General features: G+C 64.4%; 14 protein-coding genes. 8 read left to right on the forward strand and 6 right to left on the reverse strand.

Annotated features, from left to right (window positions below; genetic code table 11):
• Positions 1-26 precede the first annotated feature (26 nt).
• From WJT74_RS06095 to WJT74_RS06115, 5 genes are all read left to right on the forward strand, one after another.
• Positions 27-932 carry a serine hydrolase domain-containing protein gene (locus WJT74_RS06095; protein ID WP_343348061.1) on the forward strand — a complete coding sequence of 302 codons (906 nt, stop codon included), beginning with the start codon at positions 27-29 and terminating at the stop codon, positions 930-932.
• A gap of 42 nt (positions 933-974) precedes the next feature.
• Entirely contained in the window at positions 975-2,426 is a 1,452-nt protein-coding gene (locus tag WJT74_RS06100) for an AMP nucleosidase (RefSeq protein ID WP_343348063.1), read from the forward strand.
• Between the two features lie 63 nt (positions 2,427-2,489).
• Positions 2,490-3,521, forward strand: a complete 1,032-nt coding sequence (locus WJT74_RS06105; RefSeq protein WP_343342790.1) for a PAS domain-containing protein — start codon at positions 2,490-2,492, stop codon at positions 3,519-3,521.
• Positions 3,518-3,961, forward strand: coding sequence for a cytidine deaminase (locus WJT74_RS06110; protein ID WP_343342792.1), 444 nt, complete (start codon positions 3,518-3,520; stop codon positions 3,959-3,961). The genes WJT74_RS06105 and WJT74_RS06110 overlap by 4 nt, the downstream gene beginning before the upstream one ends.
• An 83-nt stretch (positions 3,962-4,044) precedes the next feature.
• Entirely contained in the window at positions 4,045-5,226 is a 1,182-nt protein-coding gene (locus WJT74_RS06115) for a GGDEF domain-containing protein (protein ID WP_343342794.1), read from the forward strand.
• Here WJT74_RS06115 and WJT74_RS06120 read toward each other — a convergent pair.
• The 5 genes from WJT74_RS06120 to WJT74_RS06140 form a co-directional block, all read right to left on the reverse strand.
• A complete protein-coding gene (locus WJT74_RS06120) occupies positions 5,223-6,011 on the reverse strand; it encodes a thioesterase family protein (RefSeq protein WP_343342796.1) in 789 nt (262 codons plus the stop codon). The two genes, WJT74_RS06115 and WJT74_RS06120, sit on opposite strands and share 4 nt — an antisense overlap.
• Positions 6,012-6,171: 160 nt before the next feature.
• Entirely contained in the window at positions 6,172-7,116 is a 945-nt protein-coding gene (locus WJT74_RS06125) for an isopenicillin N synthase family dioxygenase (protein ID WP_343342798.1), read from the reverse strand.
• Positions 7,117-7,174: 58 nt separating this feature from the next.
• Positions 7,175-8,464 carry a NupC/NupG family nucleoside CNT transporter gene (locus WJT74_RS06130; RefSeq protein ID WP_343342800.1) on the reverse strand — a complete coding sequence of 430 codons (1,290 nt, stop codon included), beginning with the start codon at positions 8,462-8,464 and terminating at the stop codon, positions 7,175-7,177.
• Positions 8,465-8,484: 20 nt separating this feature from the next.
• Positions 8,485-9,060: a TIGR00730 family Rossman fold protein gene (locus tag WJT74_RS06135; RefSeq protein ID WP_343342802.1), complete on the reverse strand. Its 576-nt coding sequence runs from the start codon at positions 9,058-9,060 to the stop codon at positions 8,485-8,487.
• Positions 9,057-10,049, reverse strand: coding sequence for an adenosine kinase (locus tag WJT74_RS06140; protein WP_343342804.1), 993 nt, complete (start codon positions 10,047-10,049; stop codon positions 9,057-9,059). The genes WJT74_RS06135 and WJT74_RS06140 overlap by 4 nt, the downstream gene beginning before the upstream one ends.
• Before the next feature lie 115 nt (positions 10,050-10,164).
• Between WJT74_RS06140 and WJT74_RS06145 the strand changes: the two genes are divergently transcribed.
• Both WJT74_RS06145 and WJT74_RS06150 read left to right on the forward strand, forming a co-directional pair.
• Complete coding sequence (locus tag WJT74_RS06145) at positions 10,165-10,860, forward strand: queuosine precursor transporter (protein ID WP_343342806.1); 696 nt, start codon at positions 10,165-10,167, stop codon at positions 10,858-10,860.
• Between the two features lie 110 nt (positions 10,861-10,970).
• A complete protein-coding gene (locus WJT74_RS06150; RefSeq protein WP_343342807.1) occupies positions 10,971-11,255 on the forward strand; it encodes a GNAT family N-acetyltransferase in 285 nt (94 codons plus the stop codon).
• Here the strand turns inward: WJT74_RS06150 and WJT74_RS06155 are convergent.
• Positions 11,252-12,004, reverse strand: a complete 753-nt coding sequence (locus WJT74_RS06155) for an SIMPL domain-containing protein (protein WP_343342809.1) — start codon at positions 12,002-12,004, stop codon at positions 11,252-11,254. The two genes, WJT74_RS06150 and WJT74_RS06155, sit on opposite strands and share 4 nt — an antisense overlap.
• A 135-nt stretch (positions 12,005-12,139) precedes the next feature.
• Between WJT74_RS06155 and acs the strand changes: the two genes are divergently transcribed.
• On the forward strand, positions 12,140-14,059 hold the full coding sequence (gene acs, locus WJT74_RS06160) for an acetate--CoA ligase (RefSeq protein WP_343342811.1): 1,920 nt from the start codon (positions 12,140-12,142) through the stop codon (positions 14,057-14,059).
• Positions 14,060-14,064: the final 5 nt, after the last annotated feature.

Consider the following 14,064-nt stretch of genomic DNA (forward strand, 5'->3'; position numbering starts at 1 on the left):
TTGCTGACAAGCCCGGGTATGTCGCCGTGGCCGCGCGGTTCGACGCGAATGGCGCGGCGCAGACCTTCGCTGTCGGCGAAGCGGACGCCGAGACACGATTCGAGATCGGATCGATCACGAAGCTCTTCACCAGCCTTCTCCTCGCGGACATGGTGCTGGCCGGGGAGGTCGCGCTCGACGATCCGGTGACCGACTACCTGCCCGACGGAGCCTTGGCGCAGGCACCGGGGATCACGCTGCGCATGTTGGCACGGCACCGGAGCGGGCTGCCGGGTCTGCCTTACAACATGTTCGTGGGCGGGTCGGCCTTCGCGCCAGACCAGGCAAATCCCTACTCGGAGTTCGACGAGGCCGCGTTTCTGGAATGGGTCGAAGGCGTCGAGCCCGATGCGGAACCGGAAGCCGAGTTCGCCTATTCCAATGCCGGTTTCGCGCTGCTCGGGCAGGCCCTCGCCCGCGCGGCGGGGCAACCGTACGAGACGCTGCTCATTGAGCGGATCGTGCGACCGATGCAACTCGGACAAACCGACTTCCAGAAGGACGGTCTGGTCACCGCCTACGCGAACGGAGATGTAACGCCGCCGTGGGACCTGGCCATGCTGGCACCCGCGGGTGCGCTGGTCTCCACGCTTGAGGACATGATCGCATTCGGTCGCATCATTGCCGATCCGACCGAACGATGGGAACGCCATGTCGCGATGATCGCCGCCGATCCGGTCGCCGCGATGGGCCAGGCCGAGATCGGCCTCGGTCTGATCCAGGTCGATGTCGGTCAACAGACCTTCTGGCTGCACAACGGAGGAACGGGCGGCTTCTCCACCTCGCTGTGGGTCGAGCCCGGTACGGGACGCGGCGCGGTCGTCCTTCTCAACAGCATGGACGAGCGATCCGAACCGATCGCGATGTGGATGTTGCGCCGGACGCGATCCTGATCCTCTTGCGCCTCGCCCCGTTTCGGGTCAGGACGCGCGCCCATGACGAATGAAGACGAGATCGACGGCCTCCTCGATGAGCTTGAGGCCATTTACGAGAAGAGTGTCGCCAATCTTCATGCTGCCCTCGGCGCCTATGCGGCCGATGGCGAGCGGCCCGGCGAGGATGCGCGGCGCGGGGGACTGTTCGCCTATCCCGAGCTGCGAGTGGATCACGACCCGCGCGGCGAAGTACCCGTTCCCGGCCGCGCCTTCGCGCGCCTCAACACCCCCGGAACGTACATCACTTCGGTCGCGCGCCCGGCGATGTTCCGTGCCTATCTGAAGGAACAGCTCGCGCACCTCGTGCGAGACTATGACGTGACCGTTTCGGTCGGGCGAAGTCATAGCGAGATCCCCTACCCCTTCGTCCTCGACCAACTCGACCTCGACCTGTCGGGAATTTCGTCGTCCGAACTGTCGCGCTGGTTCCCGTCGACCGATCTCGAGCTGATCGGCGACGAGGTCGCGGACGGCGTGTGGGACTTCTCGCTTCACCCCAGCCGCCCGCTCGCGTTGTTCGACGGGCCGCGGACCGACTTCAGTCTCGCCCGTTTGAAACATTACAGCGGAACCTCCCCGTGGCATTTCCAGCGTTACGTGCTGTTCACCAACTATGTCCGCTACGTCGACGAATTCGTACGCTTTGCCATCGACGAGTTGCGCCGCGACGACAGCCGGTTCGTCGCCTTCAGCGTGCCGGGAGGATATTACGAGCGTGGCCAGCTGACCGACGCCGAGGCGCAGATCGCGGCGGGGACGTGGCGGCGCCACCAGATGCCAGCCTATCACCTGATTGCGGAAGACGGTGAAGGGGTCAGCCTCGTCAATATCGGCGTCGGCCCGTCCAACGCCAAGACGATCTGCGACCATATCGCGGTTCTCCGGCCCGAGGCATGGTTGATGATCGGCCATTGCGGCGGGCTCCGGCCCAGCCAGACGATCGGCGACTATGTCCTCGCCCACGCCTACCTTCGCGACGACCATGTGCTCGATGAGATGCTGCCGGTGGAAATTCCCATCCCCGCCATCGCGGAGGTCCAGACTGCGCTCTTCAATGCCGCGATCGATGTCACGGGCGAAGGCGAGGACGAGCTCAAGAAGCGGCTGCGAACCGGTACCGTCGTCACCACCGACGATCGCAACTGGGAATTACGCTACACCCTGTCCGCGATGCGCTTCAACCAGAGCCGTGCGGTCGGAATCGACATGGAAAGCGCCACCGTCGCCGCACAGGGTTATCGGTTCAGGGTTCCTTTCGGCACGTTGCTTTGCGTCTCCGACAAACCGCTGCACGGCGAACTGAAGCTGCCGGGACAGGCCAATGCCTTCTACGAAAAAGCGATCAGCCAGCACCTTCGGATCGGCATCGCCGCACTCGAACATCTGCGGCACGAAGGCGACGGCCTGCACAGCCGGAAACTGCGGAGCTTCGACGAACCTCCGCTGCGCTGACGCTTGCCATCGGGCGCGGCAATCTGCCATGACTTTGCCGAAGGATTGCTTGGGGACAGCGGAATGAAAGAGGGCGGCGGGCGGCCGAAGAGTATTGCCGAGACCATCGAGAGCCGGTCGTTCGGCGATCTGCCCTTCTCGATCTGCATTACCGATCCGAATCTCGAGGACAATCCCATCGTCTATGTGAACGATAATTTCGTTCGCGTGACGGGCTACAGTTCGCATATGGCGATCGGGCGTAACTGCCGTTTCCTGCAGGGCGAGGACACCAACGAGGCGGATCGCGACCGGCTGCGCACCGCGATCACCGAAGGGCGCGAGGTGAGCGTCGATATCCGCAACTATCGCGCCGACGGCAGCCCGTTCGTGAACCGCCTGCTGATCTCACCTTTGCACGACGATGATGGCGACCTCAGCTTCTTCCTGGGCATCCAGCTAGAACATGACGGATCGGGAGAGCAGGAACGCCGCGCCGACGAACTCGACAAGTCGCTTCGCGAGGTACAGCACCGGGTCAAGAACCATCTTCAGCTTCTGCTCGGCCTTATTCGCATGGAATCGCGCAAGACCACCGATCCCAAGGCCAGCCTCGATATTCTGGGTAACCGGGTCGAAGCACTGAACCTGCTCTATCAGGACTTCGCCAAGAGCGGCACAGGCAAGGGTCAGACCGTGGGTCTGGGTGCCTACATCAGCCGCGTGGCAAGCGCGCTCAACATGCTGGACGGACATCGCGATATCGTCGTCAACATCGAGGTGGAGACGTTCGAGGCCAGCATCGATGCCGCAAGCCATGTCGGGTTGCTGGTTTCCGAACTCATGACCAACGCGCTCCAACATGCGTTCGACCCCGACGAGCAGGGGCGGATCGAGATCCGTCTTCGCGACGGCGGGGACCATGTCCTTCTCGAAGTGGACGACGATGGACACGGCCTGCCCGATGACAGCGACTGGCCCAAGAAAGGCAATCTGGGCGCGCGGATCGTGCGCGATCTCGTTGCCTCGCTGAAGGGTAAGATCGAGGTGAACAGCAGTTCCGATGGCACGGTCGTCGGAATTCGCATTCCGAAACGCACGCTTCGCGAACGGTGAGCACCGATAAGCTGATTGCCGCGGCTCGCGACGCCGCGCTGCGTGCCTACGCTCCCTACTCCGGTTTCTCGGTCGGCTGCGCCATCGAGAGCGTCGACGGCGATATCGTCACCGGCGCCAACCTGGAAAACGCCTGTTACCGGCTTGGTCTGTGTGCCGAACAGAGCGCGCTGACCGCGGCGCAACACCGCTTCGGGCTGGCCCGTGTCGCTCGGATCGCGGTCGCGGGCGGAGACGGATCGGGCATCGCGCTGGCGGGGGATCAGCCGGTCATGCCGTGCGGCGGCTGTCGGCAGGCGATCCTCGAAGCCTCGCACGTCGCCGGCCGCGATATCGAGATTCTTGCGGCATCCGGCGATGGGCAGCAGATCGAACGGCGCACGATCCACGGCCTCCTCCCCGACGGTTTCGGGCCGGACAATCTTCAGGATGGCGAATAGACGTCAAGGGTGGCACCATCGCGGACCTGCCGCGTTGATGAGGCGAGTTCCCGTGTCGAACCAACCGAAAGCCATTCCCACCCATGGCACCAACCGTCAGTCTCTTTGCACTCCAGCTGGGCGTGTTCGTCTTTCTGGGCGTCAAGATGGCCGCAATTCACCTGGCGCTGGGCCGCCAGAGTGCGCTGGGATGGTTGATGGGCGGGCTCTTGATCGCGATCGGACAGTCGCTTGCGTTCAGCGTGCTGTCCCCGTCGCGCTATGAAATTCTCGTCGCGTTCGTCGGAATGCCGCTGTGCTTCTATGCTGTCAGTCGCTCGATCCGCCTGCTGACCGGACAGCACCAGACGCATCGAACATTCTGGCTGATTGTCGCTGCGGCGACCGGTCTTGCCGCCACGTTACTGCTCGCGGGCGCTCCCTATCTCATTCCCGGTGTCATGCTAAAGACGACGCTGGCCGCGGTCGCAGTCGAATGCGCGTGGCGCCTGTGGCACGCCGAGACCCGCCATCCGCTCGATGCACCGCTGATCGCCTTGCTCGTCGGCATTTCCGGCTATTACGCCTATCATGTGCCTCACTGGCTGCTGTCCCATTCGCTGGCCACGCCGGACACGGCGTTCGTCTTCTCGCCCGCGCACGACATGTTCCTGACCGCGCTGGGCGCGATGGCCAGCCTCATCGTCCTGTTCCTGATGTGGCGAAGCCTCTCGCAGCTCATGGGTCAGCTGCTTCGTCGTTCGACCCGCGACGACGCCACCGGCCTCTACCGCCGCGATGCCTTCATGGCACGTGCCGAGGACGCGCGCGGGCGCAGAGGCGTCGTCGCGTTCTGCGATATCGACAAGTTCAAGCGCATCAACGACCGGCTCGGCCATGCGGCGGGGGATCGCGTGATCGCCGATCTTGCGTTCATGCTTTCGGCGACCTCGCCGATCGCGGGACGAATGGGCGGCGACGAATTCGCCATCCTGCTGCCCGACATGGATTGTCGTTCGGGCAAGCTGATTCTCGACCGGTTGCGCCGCCAGTTCGGGGAGGCCGACCACGCCCTTCCCTCCACCCCTCCGGCCGAAACGACGATCAGCTTCGGGATCGCCTGCTATGACGCCGACGAAGCGCTGTCGGTCGCGCTGGGCCGCGCCGACCGCGCGCTCTATGCCGCCAAGCGAAAGGGACGCAACTGCGTGGTCGTCGACAAGGGGCGTTACGACGTTGCACCGATCGCCGAACCGCGAATGCCGGTAAAGGGCCTTCTCGCCTAGACGAAGATCGCGATCTGCTGGCGCCCGATCGCGAGGCAATCGCCGTCAGCGCTCCACAATTTCATGTCCTGCGTCGTCATGCCGCGTGAAGCGCGATCCGCCTCAGCTCGCGCCAGAAACCAGCCGTCCATGTTGTCCGGGATCGTCAGAATGTCGATGTGCCACGTCACGCTCGATAGCGGTCCCATCACCGGAAAACGGACGATCGCGGCGGGAGGCGGGGCATCGGCAATGGCGAGAAGCGCAGTGACGGGATCGACGCCCGGTGGTTCGGTAAAGCGGGTCCAGACCGCCATCATGGGATCACCACCGGTCCCACCCTGCTGGCCGGCGCCGAGGCGCATGTCGAAATTGCGAGTGAAGCCGGGCGCACGGCCATCGCCTTCGGGGAAAAGCGAGCGCGAGCTCTCGGGATCGTCGGCGTCGGTGATCGGCGGCGCTCCGATCGTCACCCCGCTGTCACGCGGATGGGCAAAGACGAAACTGGCGCGCAGCACGGGACCGTCGTCCCCCACCGCCTCGACCGCCACCATCGTCGTGGAGCGCCCCCGCCGCAGCAGACCGGGAAGAAAATGGAGTTTGCCTTGCGCGGGGCCGACGAAAACGCATTGCGCACTGACCAGCGGTGGCAGATCGTCGAAGTAACGTCGGGCCGCCTCGTACGCGAGCGCGAGCGTCATGCCCCCGTATAGCGTGCGCCCCTGCGCCCATTCCTCGGGCGCATCGATGGTGTAGCGATCGCCGTCCCGCCGCAACTCTGCGATACTCTCCGACAAGCGGGCCATTCTTACTTCTCCTTTTGCGGTCCGATTTGATCGACCGGTTGTCCGGGGGGAACGGACTATTCGGGCTCGGATCGAAAAAAGGCATTCATCGCGGCGCGATAGGCCGTCTCCGCCACCGTATGCGCGGTCGCCACCGCGATCGAGGCGAAAAGCGCCAGCGTCATGCCAGCTTGATCTCGCGAAGCCGCTCCATCAGGTAATCGTGGCTATTGATGGGCTCCCACTGCGGCTGTTCTCCTGCGGGAACGGTGCTCGGCAGCGCCTCGATCGTGAAGTCGGGTCGGAAGTGCAGGAAGAAGGGCATCGAATAGCGTGCCTTGCTCGCCCGCTCGGGCGCGGGATTGATGACCCGATGACTGGTCGATCGAAGCTTGCCGTTGGTCAGTCTTTGCAACATGTCGCCGATGTTGATGACGAGTTCGCCGGGCTTGGGCAGCACGTCCAACCATTCGCCATCCCGGGTCTGCAGCTGAAGTCCCGCTTCCTCGGCGCCCAGAAGCAGCGTGATCGTATTGATGTCTTCATGGGCGCCGGCGCGGATGTGCTCGCCGGTCGGCTCGTCTTGCGGCGGATAGTGCAGGAGCCGCATCACCGAATTCCCCTCCCGCACGCTGTCGAGGAACCAGTCGGTGTCGATGTCCAGATAATCGGCGATGGCGGCCAGCACCTTGCGCCCAGCCGCGTCGAAGGCGTCATAGAGTTCGAGAAAGGTCTCGCGGAAACCCGCGACTTCATCGGGCCAGACGTTGGGCGGCATCACCTCGGCGAACCGATGACCCTCGGGCAGTTCGCGCCCGACGTGATAGAATTCCTTCAGATCGTGGGCCTTGGCACCCTTGGCGGTTTCGATCCCAAAAGGCGTGAGGCCGCGCGCGCCACCCATACCCTCAATGAAATATTGCCGCTTCACCTCTTCGGGGAGCGCGAAAAATTCCTTCGACTTCTCCTCGGCCCGTTCGATCAGTTCCTGCGGAATCCCGTGATCGCGGACGATCGCGAACCCGTAGGTGACGAAACTCTCGCCGAGTTCGCGAGAAAAAGCGGGATCGTCCGCTTGAGACAGGCTGACCGAAGCGACGGTGTCGGACGTGATCGTGGCGTTCATGAGACGTTTCCTAGCGCCGCGGGTCGGGGCGCGCAAATCCGGTGCGAAGGCAGGCAGATCAGAGGCTGAGCAACAGACCCGCCAACGCCGCGCTCATCAGGTTGGCGAGGCTGCCCGCCGCCAATGCGCGGAGGCCAAGCCGAGCGATGGTGGGGCGCTGATTGGGCGCGAGGCCGCCGGTCACCGCCATCTGGATCGCGATCGAGCTGAAGTTGGCGAAGCCGCACAAAGCGAAGGTCACGATCGCCACCGTGCGAGGCGAGAGGCCCTCCAGCCCGCCGAGTTCGATAAAGGCGACGAATTCGTTCAGAACCACCTTGGTCCCGAACAGACCGCCCGCGACATTGGCCTCGTCCCACGGCACGCCGATCAGATACATAATCGGCTGGAACAGGTAGCCGACGATCTGCTGGAAGGTCAGGCCCTCGACCCCGAACCAGCCGCCGACACCGCCCAGGATACCGTTCGCCAGGGCGACCAATGCGACGAAACTCAGCACCATTGCAGCGACCGCGACGGCGAGCTTCACGCCGGTCTGCGCGCCCATCGCGGCGGCCATGATGATGTTGGCCGGCTTTTCCTCGCCCTCGTGGGGATCGACCTCGTCGACATGGTCCTCGAGCGCCGCAGTGACCCCGTCGCCAGGCGCCTTCTTCAGCGCCACGTCGGCGCCTTCGCCTTCGACGATGACGCGCGGATCCGGCATGATGATCTTGGCCATCAGGATGCCGCCCGGCGCGCTCATGAAAGCGGCGGCGAGCAGATATTCGATGTCGATCCCCATCGCTGCGTAGGCAGCGAGAATGGTTCCGGCGACACCCGCCATTCCCACCGCCATGATCGTAAACAGCTGGCTGGGCGCCAGATTGGCGAGATAGGGTTTGACGACCAGCGGGCTTTCCGACTGGCCCACGAAGATATTCGCGCCGCTGGCAAGGCTTTCGACCTTGGTGATCCCGGTGATTTTTTGGAGCCCGCCGCCGACCCATTTGATGATCAGCTGCATCACGCCGACATGATAGAGGATCGCGATCAGCGCGGCGAAGAAGACGATTACCGGAAGCGCCGCGATGGCGAAGCTGTTGCCGCCGATTTCGGGGTCGGCGATGGGACCGAAGATGAATTGCGTGCCCGCTGCCGAGTAGCCGAGAAGCGCGGAAACGCCCCCCGCCATCCACTCAAGCGCCGCCGCACCGCCGTCGGTCGCCAGCACGAGCGCCGCGATCGCAGCCTGTAGCGCGAAAGCCGCGCCGACGACCCGAAGCCGGATCGCGCGGCGGTCCGTCGACAGCAGCAAGGCGAGCAAGAGGATGACCGCGATACCCGCGATACTCATCAGGATTTGCATGTGTCGCCCTCCCCGGCGCTCTACCAGACCATGCCTTGTTGGCGCTTCGTCGCCGCGGCGTCCAGCTTCTCGATCGCTTCGACGGGATCGTGTGCCATCAACAGCTGGTCCCGCCGGTCGGCGCTCATGAATCCCTCGTCGCGAACGGTATCGCAGAAGGACGCGAAACCGTCCCAGAAACCATCGACGTTGAGGAGGCAGAAGGGCTTGGCGTGATAGCCGAGCGCGTTCCACGTCCATGCTTCCATCAATTCGTCCATCGTCCCGATTCCACCCGGAAGGCACACGAACGCATCCGTCAGTTCGGTCATCTTGGCCTTGCGTTCGTGCATCCCCGGCACGGGATGGAGTTCGGTCAGGCCCTGGTGCGCGACTTCGACGTCGACAAGACTTTGCGGAATGACGCCATAGACCTTGCCGCCCGCCTCCAGCACGGTGTCGGCGACGATCCCCATCAGCCCCAGCTTGCCGCCCCCGTAGACGAGGTCGATACCGCGCGCGGCCATCGCCTCGGCCAGTGCGACGGCCATTTCGCGATAGGCGGGCTTCTCGCCCGCCTGGTGGCCGCAATAGATGGCAATCCGCCGGAGCGTCACAGGTCGATCCGTTTGCCGAGGTCCGCACCGGGACGCGCGCCGTAATGCGAAATGACCTCCGCGGCGGCGATCGCGCCGGTCTGCAAGGATTTCTCGAGATCCGCGCCCTTCGCCCGCGCTACGAGGAAGCCGGCCGCAAAGAGATCGCCCGCTCCGGTAGTGTCGACGATCCGGTCCACAGGTGCAGCCGGAACCTTCACCGCCCGGCCGTCCTGCCATGCCGCCGCGCCATTCGGGCCATCGGTCACCACGATGGTAGGAACCGACAAACGAAGCGATGCAACGGCCGTATCGGTATCGTTCGCTCCGGTAAGCATGCGCACCTCGTCGGCATTGCAGAAGAGGATATCGACACCTCGGCCGTTGATCATTTCGAGGAACGGATCGCGCCGCTCGGCGATGCAGACGCTTTCGGAAAGAGTGAAGGCGACTTCCCGCTTGGCTTCGTGCGCGATCCGCCGCGCCGCCATCATGGCCGCACGGGGCTTTTCCGGTCCGAACAGATAGCCTTCGAGGTAGAGGATGCCACTTTCGCGGATCAGATCGGGGTCGATCGCGTCGGCCGACAATTCGTGGCTGGCGCCCGGGGCGGTGTTCATCGTGCGCTGCCCATCAGGCGTCACCAGTATCAGACAGCGTCCCGTCGGTAGACCTGCTTGTGGATCGAGCGGAGGGGTATCGAAGGCGACGCCGAGCGATTTCAGATCGTGCGCGAAGATGCCACCGAACTGATCGTCCGCAACCTGGCCGATGAAGGCCGCCTTGCCACCCATTGCGGCGATCCCGGCCATGCTGTTGGCCGCCGACCCGCCCGAATGTTCCTCCGCCACGCCCATCTTGGCGTACAGTGCGTCGGCCTGCGCCGGGTCCAGCAGCTGCATCGATCCCGCGGGAAGGTGATTTTCCGTCAGGAACGACGGATCGCAAGGCGCGATCACGTCGACGATGGCATCACCCATCGCCACGATATCGAAGCGCGTGTCGCTCATTCCTGCTGCGCCCCCTACCCCGGGATGAAGAGAAGCGCCGTCGCTAACGGCGCCCCTGCGGGGCGTCAATCAAAAGCCTTTCCTTTGCCGCAACGAGACGGCAGACAATCGCGCCATGACCGACCAGCCGCATCGCCCCGCCCCCGTTTCCATCCCCAAGTCTCTTTTCGCACTCGCCGTCTTCTACGGCGGAATGGTGTGCATCGCGGGCGTGTTCGCGAACAAGCAGGTCGAATTGTTCCCCGTGCCCGGGTTCGGCACCTTGGCAGTCGAAGCAGGGATCTTCGCATTCCTCCTGTTGGTGGTGACAACCTCGGCGGTGACCGAACTGTTCGGCGCGACGACGGGGCGGCGGATGGTCTTTCTCGGCTTCGTACCGCTCTTGGTCGCCAGCGCGCTGACGGTCTTGATCCTCGCGCTCCCCGCCGCACCCGAGATGGAGGCGGAGCGGCTTTCCGCTTTCAATCTGCTGCTCGCCTCGACCCCGCGGATCTGGCTCGGAGGGATCGTGGCCTACGGTATTTCGACGCTTCTCAACGTCTGGATCTTCGACCGGATGCGGCGTGCGGGCGGACGGCTTCTGTGGCTGCGCAGCGCGGTCGCGGGGATGGTCAGCCAGGCGCTCGACACGCTCATCTTCATCTCGATCGCCTTCTACGGGGTCTTTCCGATCGCCAACCTGATGGCCGGGCAGATGCTCGCGAAGGTCGTCCTTTCGGCGATCCTGTTCCCCCCGCTGATCTATCTGATGGTCGGACTGGCGCGCCGGCTCGATGCGCCGACCGCCGAACGGGCATCCGTCGCTGCATAGACCGCCACGAATTTTCTCACAGTGATCGCCGCGCTCTCCGAGTGGAGTTCGTAGCGGTCATTCGGCACGCCGCGGGCAACCTTCCCGCCCGCCCAACGGTTGCGCGGTGCATGGACATCCAATTTAACGAAGAAAACGGCCGTGGCCGCTGGCACCTCCAACCGAAGGACAGCGACGAAGCGGCCGAAATGACCTTCAGCCGTACCAACGACAAGCTGATCATGATCGACCATACTTACGTGCCGCCCGCAGCGCGCGGCCAAGGCCTCGTCGAGAAACTCGCCGAGCGCGCCTACAAGTATGCGAAGGAAAAGGGCTGGAGGATCGCCCCCGTCTGTCCCTTCTTCAAGGCCGAGGCGCAGCGCCACGGCTGGGACGACATCGTCGAGGGCTAACGTACCAACGCGAAGGTCAGCTGTAGCGACACGCTCTCGCCGATGTCCGCGCCGATCCCACCCCCGCCGGGAGCCGGCGGCGGCGGCGGCGGAGGCGGCGGAGGCGGGGCGCCCACCGCGCTTCCCGTTACCCTGATGGGACTGCGATTGGTCGATGCTCCGACCCCCACTTCGACGAGCCGCGCTCTCGAAAAGCCGAAGAGCCGCGCATATTCGTCCGCTTCCTCGCGGGCCCGTTCGACGGCGCGCTCGCGTGCTTCGCGGCGCAGCCCCAATCGATCCTCGAAGTCGAAATAGGGCCCGTTGACATCGTTCGCGCCGGCGAGGGTCACGTCCTCGATCATTCCGACGATGTCGAGAGTGAGCGGTGCTTCGACCTGTACGGTCGAAGTCGCCTGAAAACCGCGGTCGATGTAGTCCCGAGTGTCGGGATCCCGCTCGCGCCAACGACCCAGAGAGATCGTCCGCGTATCGATGTCCTCCGGCTCGACCCCGGCTGCCACGATTGCGGAACGGATGGCCGCGATGGTGCGTGTTGCTTCTGCCATCGCGTCGCTGGCGTTCGCACTCTGCGCCAACACGCCGATATTCAACCGCACGATGTCGGCGGGCGTCGTCACGGTTTCGCTGACATTCAGCGACAGGAGCGGCGTCTCGAGCGCCTGCGGCAGTTGCGCCTCGACCGATTGCGCGAGAGCGGGCGCCGGAAGGGCGAGCGTCAGGGCCAATGTGGTAACGAGAAGTCGCATGCCGTCGTCCTTTCGCGGGTAATTCGGTACTCAACTTACCTGTCGATCCGCCCGTCGCAATCCCCTTGCCGTCCATCCGCCTTCCGGCGCGACCCGACCATGCTATGCTCGCCCCGAATTTCAGGAGAGACAGGCATGATAGTCCCGCCCCCCATCAGCTCTGACGCTCATATCGATGCCGATCGGTACGACGACATGTATCGCCGTTCGATCGGGGGTGGCGATGCTTTCTGGCTGGATCAGGCAAAGCGCCTCGACTGGGCGACCGAGCCGACCAAGGCGGGCGACTGGTCGTTCGATCCCGTCGACATACGCTGGTACGAGGACGGCATCCTCAATCTCTGCCACAACGCGGTCGACCGTCACGTCGAATCCGGACACGGCGATCAGGTCGCGATGCTCTTCGAACCCGACGATCCCGCCGACGAGGTCCGCCGCCTCACCTATGCCGACCTCCAGCGCGAGACGGTCCGCTTCGCCAATGCGCTGAAGGCGATCGGCGTCACGAAGGGATCTCGCGTCACCATCTACATGCCGATGACTCCCGAAGGCGCGATCGCGATGCTCGCCTGTGCACGGCTGGGCGCGGTGCATTCGGTGGTATTCGGCGGCTTCTCGCCCGATGCGCTCGCGGGACGGATCGTCGATTGCGACAGCCGGTTCGTCGTCACTGCAGATGCCGGAAGACGCGGTGGCATGACCGTTCCGCTGAAGGCCAACGTCGACGCTGCCCTCTCGCGCGACGGTGTGGACGTCAGCGGCGTCCTTGTCATCCGCAATACCGGCGAGCCGATCGACTGGATCGAGGGTCGCGACCAATGGCTCCACGACGCCGCGTCCGATGCACCCTGCCCTTGCGAGCCCATGCACGCGGAAGATCCGCTTTTCATCCTCTACACGTCGGGATCGACCGGGAAGCCAAAGGGGGTCGTCCACACCACCGGCGGCTATGGCGTCTGGGCGGCCATGACATTCGAGCTGACGTTCGACTATCGCGAAGGCGAGATTTACTGGTGCACCGCGGACATCGGCTGGGTCACGGGGCATAGTTACATCGTCTACGGCCCGCTCATCAATCGCGCGACCAGCCTCCTGTTCGAGGGCGTGCCCACCTGGCCCGACGCAGGCCGTTTCTGGCAGGTCGTCGCGAAGCACGGCGTGAACAGCTTCTACACTGCCCCGACCGCCATTCGCGCACTGATGCGCGAGGGGGACATGCACGTCACGAGGCACGACCGCTCCTCGCTGCGCGTCCTCGGCACGGTCGGCGAGCCGATCAATCCCGAAGCCTGGCGCTGGTATTACGAGGTCGTCGGCGACGAGCGTTGCGCGGTGGTCGATACTTGGTGGCAGACCGAGACCGGCGGTCACATGATCACGACCCTGCCCGCCGCTCACGCGATGAAGCCCGGCAGCGCGGGCCTTCCCTTCTTCGGCGTGCAGCCGGAAATGTTCGACGCCGACGGCAATATCCTCGACGGCGAAGCCGAGGGTAATCTCACCATCGCCGCCAGCTGGCCCGGACAGGCGCGGACGGTCTACGGCGATCACGAACGCTTCGTGCAAACCTATTTCAGCGCCTATCCGGGTCGCTATTTTACCGGCGACGGCTGCCGCCGCGACGCCGACGGATACTATTGGATCACCGGCCGCGTGGACGATGTGATCAATGTTTCGGGCCACCGAATAGGGACCGCCGAAATCGAAAGCGCACTCGTCCTCCACCCCAAGGTTGCCGAGGCCGCCGTTGTCGGCTTTCCCCACGACATCAAGGGTCAGGGTATCTACGCATACGTCACGTTGAACGCTGACGTCGCCGCCGACGACGACCTTGCCGCCGAACTGACCCGCCATGTCCGCAAGGAAATCGGTCCTATCGCCACGCCCGACCACCTCCACTACGCCCCCGGTCTTCCCAAGACCCGTTCAGGAAAAATCATGCGCCGCATCCTTCGAAAAATTGCGGAGGGCGACACGTCGAACCTCGGCGATACGTCGACCCTCGCCGATCCGCAGGTGGTCGAGCAATTGGTCGCCGGCGCGCCGACGCGCTAGGCGAT

It is taken from the genome of Sphingomicrobium sp. XHP0239, from assembly GCF_039555325.1.
In the GTDB taxonomy this organism is placed as follows: domain Bacteria; phylum Pseudomonadota; class Alphaproteobacteria; order Sphingomonadales; family Sphingomonadaceae; genus Sphingomicrobium; species Sphingomicrobium maritimum.

Bases quoted from the DNA above. Each gene is read 5' to 3' on its own strand.
- WJT74_RS06100 (WP_343348063.1), top strand. From the start codon at position 975: ATGACGAATGAAGACGAGATCGACGGCCTCCTCGATGAGCTTGAGGCC.
- WJT74_RS06105 (WP_343342790.1), top strand. From the start codon at position 2,490: ATGAAAGAGGGCGGCGGGCGGCCGAAGAGTATTGCCGAGACCATCGAG.
- WJT74_RS06115 (WP_343342794.1), top strand. From the start codon at position 4,045: ATGGCACCAACCGTCAGTCTCTTTGCACTCCAGCTGGGCGTGTTCGTC.
- WJT74_RS06120 (WP_343342796.1), bottom strand. From the start codon at position 6,011: ATGGCCCGCTTGTCGGAGAGTATCGCAGAGTTGCGGCGGGACGGCGAT.
- WJT74_RS06125 (WP_343342798.1), bottom strand. From the start codon at position 7,116: ATGAACGCCACGATCACGTCCGACACCGTCGCTTCGGTCAGCCTGTCT.
- WJT74_RS06130 (WP_343342800.1), bottom strand. From the start codon at position 8,464: ATGCAAATCCTGATGAGTATCGCGGGTATCGCGGTCATCCTCTTGCTC.
- WJT74_RS06140 (WP_343342804.1), bottom strand. From the start codon at position 10,049: ATGAGCGACACGCGCTTCGATATCGTGGCGATGGGTGATGCCATCGTC.
- WJT74_RS06145 (WP_343342806.1), top strand. From the start codon at position 10,165: ATGACCGACCAGCCGCATCGCCCCGCCCCCGTTTCCATCCCCAAGTCT.
- WJT74_RS06150 (WP_343342807.1), top strand. From the start codon at position 10,971: ATGGACATCCAATTTAACGAAGAAAACGGCCGTGGCCGCTGGCACCTC.
- WJT74_RS06155 (WP_343342809.1), bottom strand. From the start codon at position 12,004: ATGCGACTTCTCGTTACCACATTGGCCCTGACGCTCGCCCTTCCGGCG.
- acs (WP_343342811.1), top strand. From the start codon at position 12,140: ATGATAGTCCCGCCCCCCATCAGCTCTGACGCTCATATCGATGCCGAT.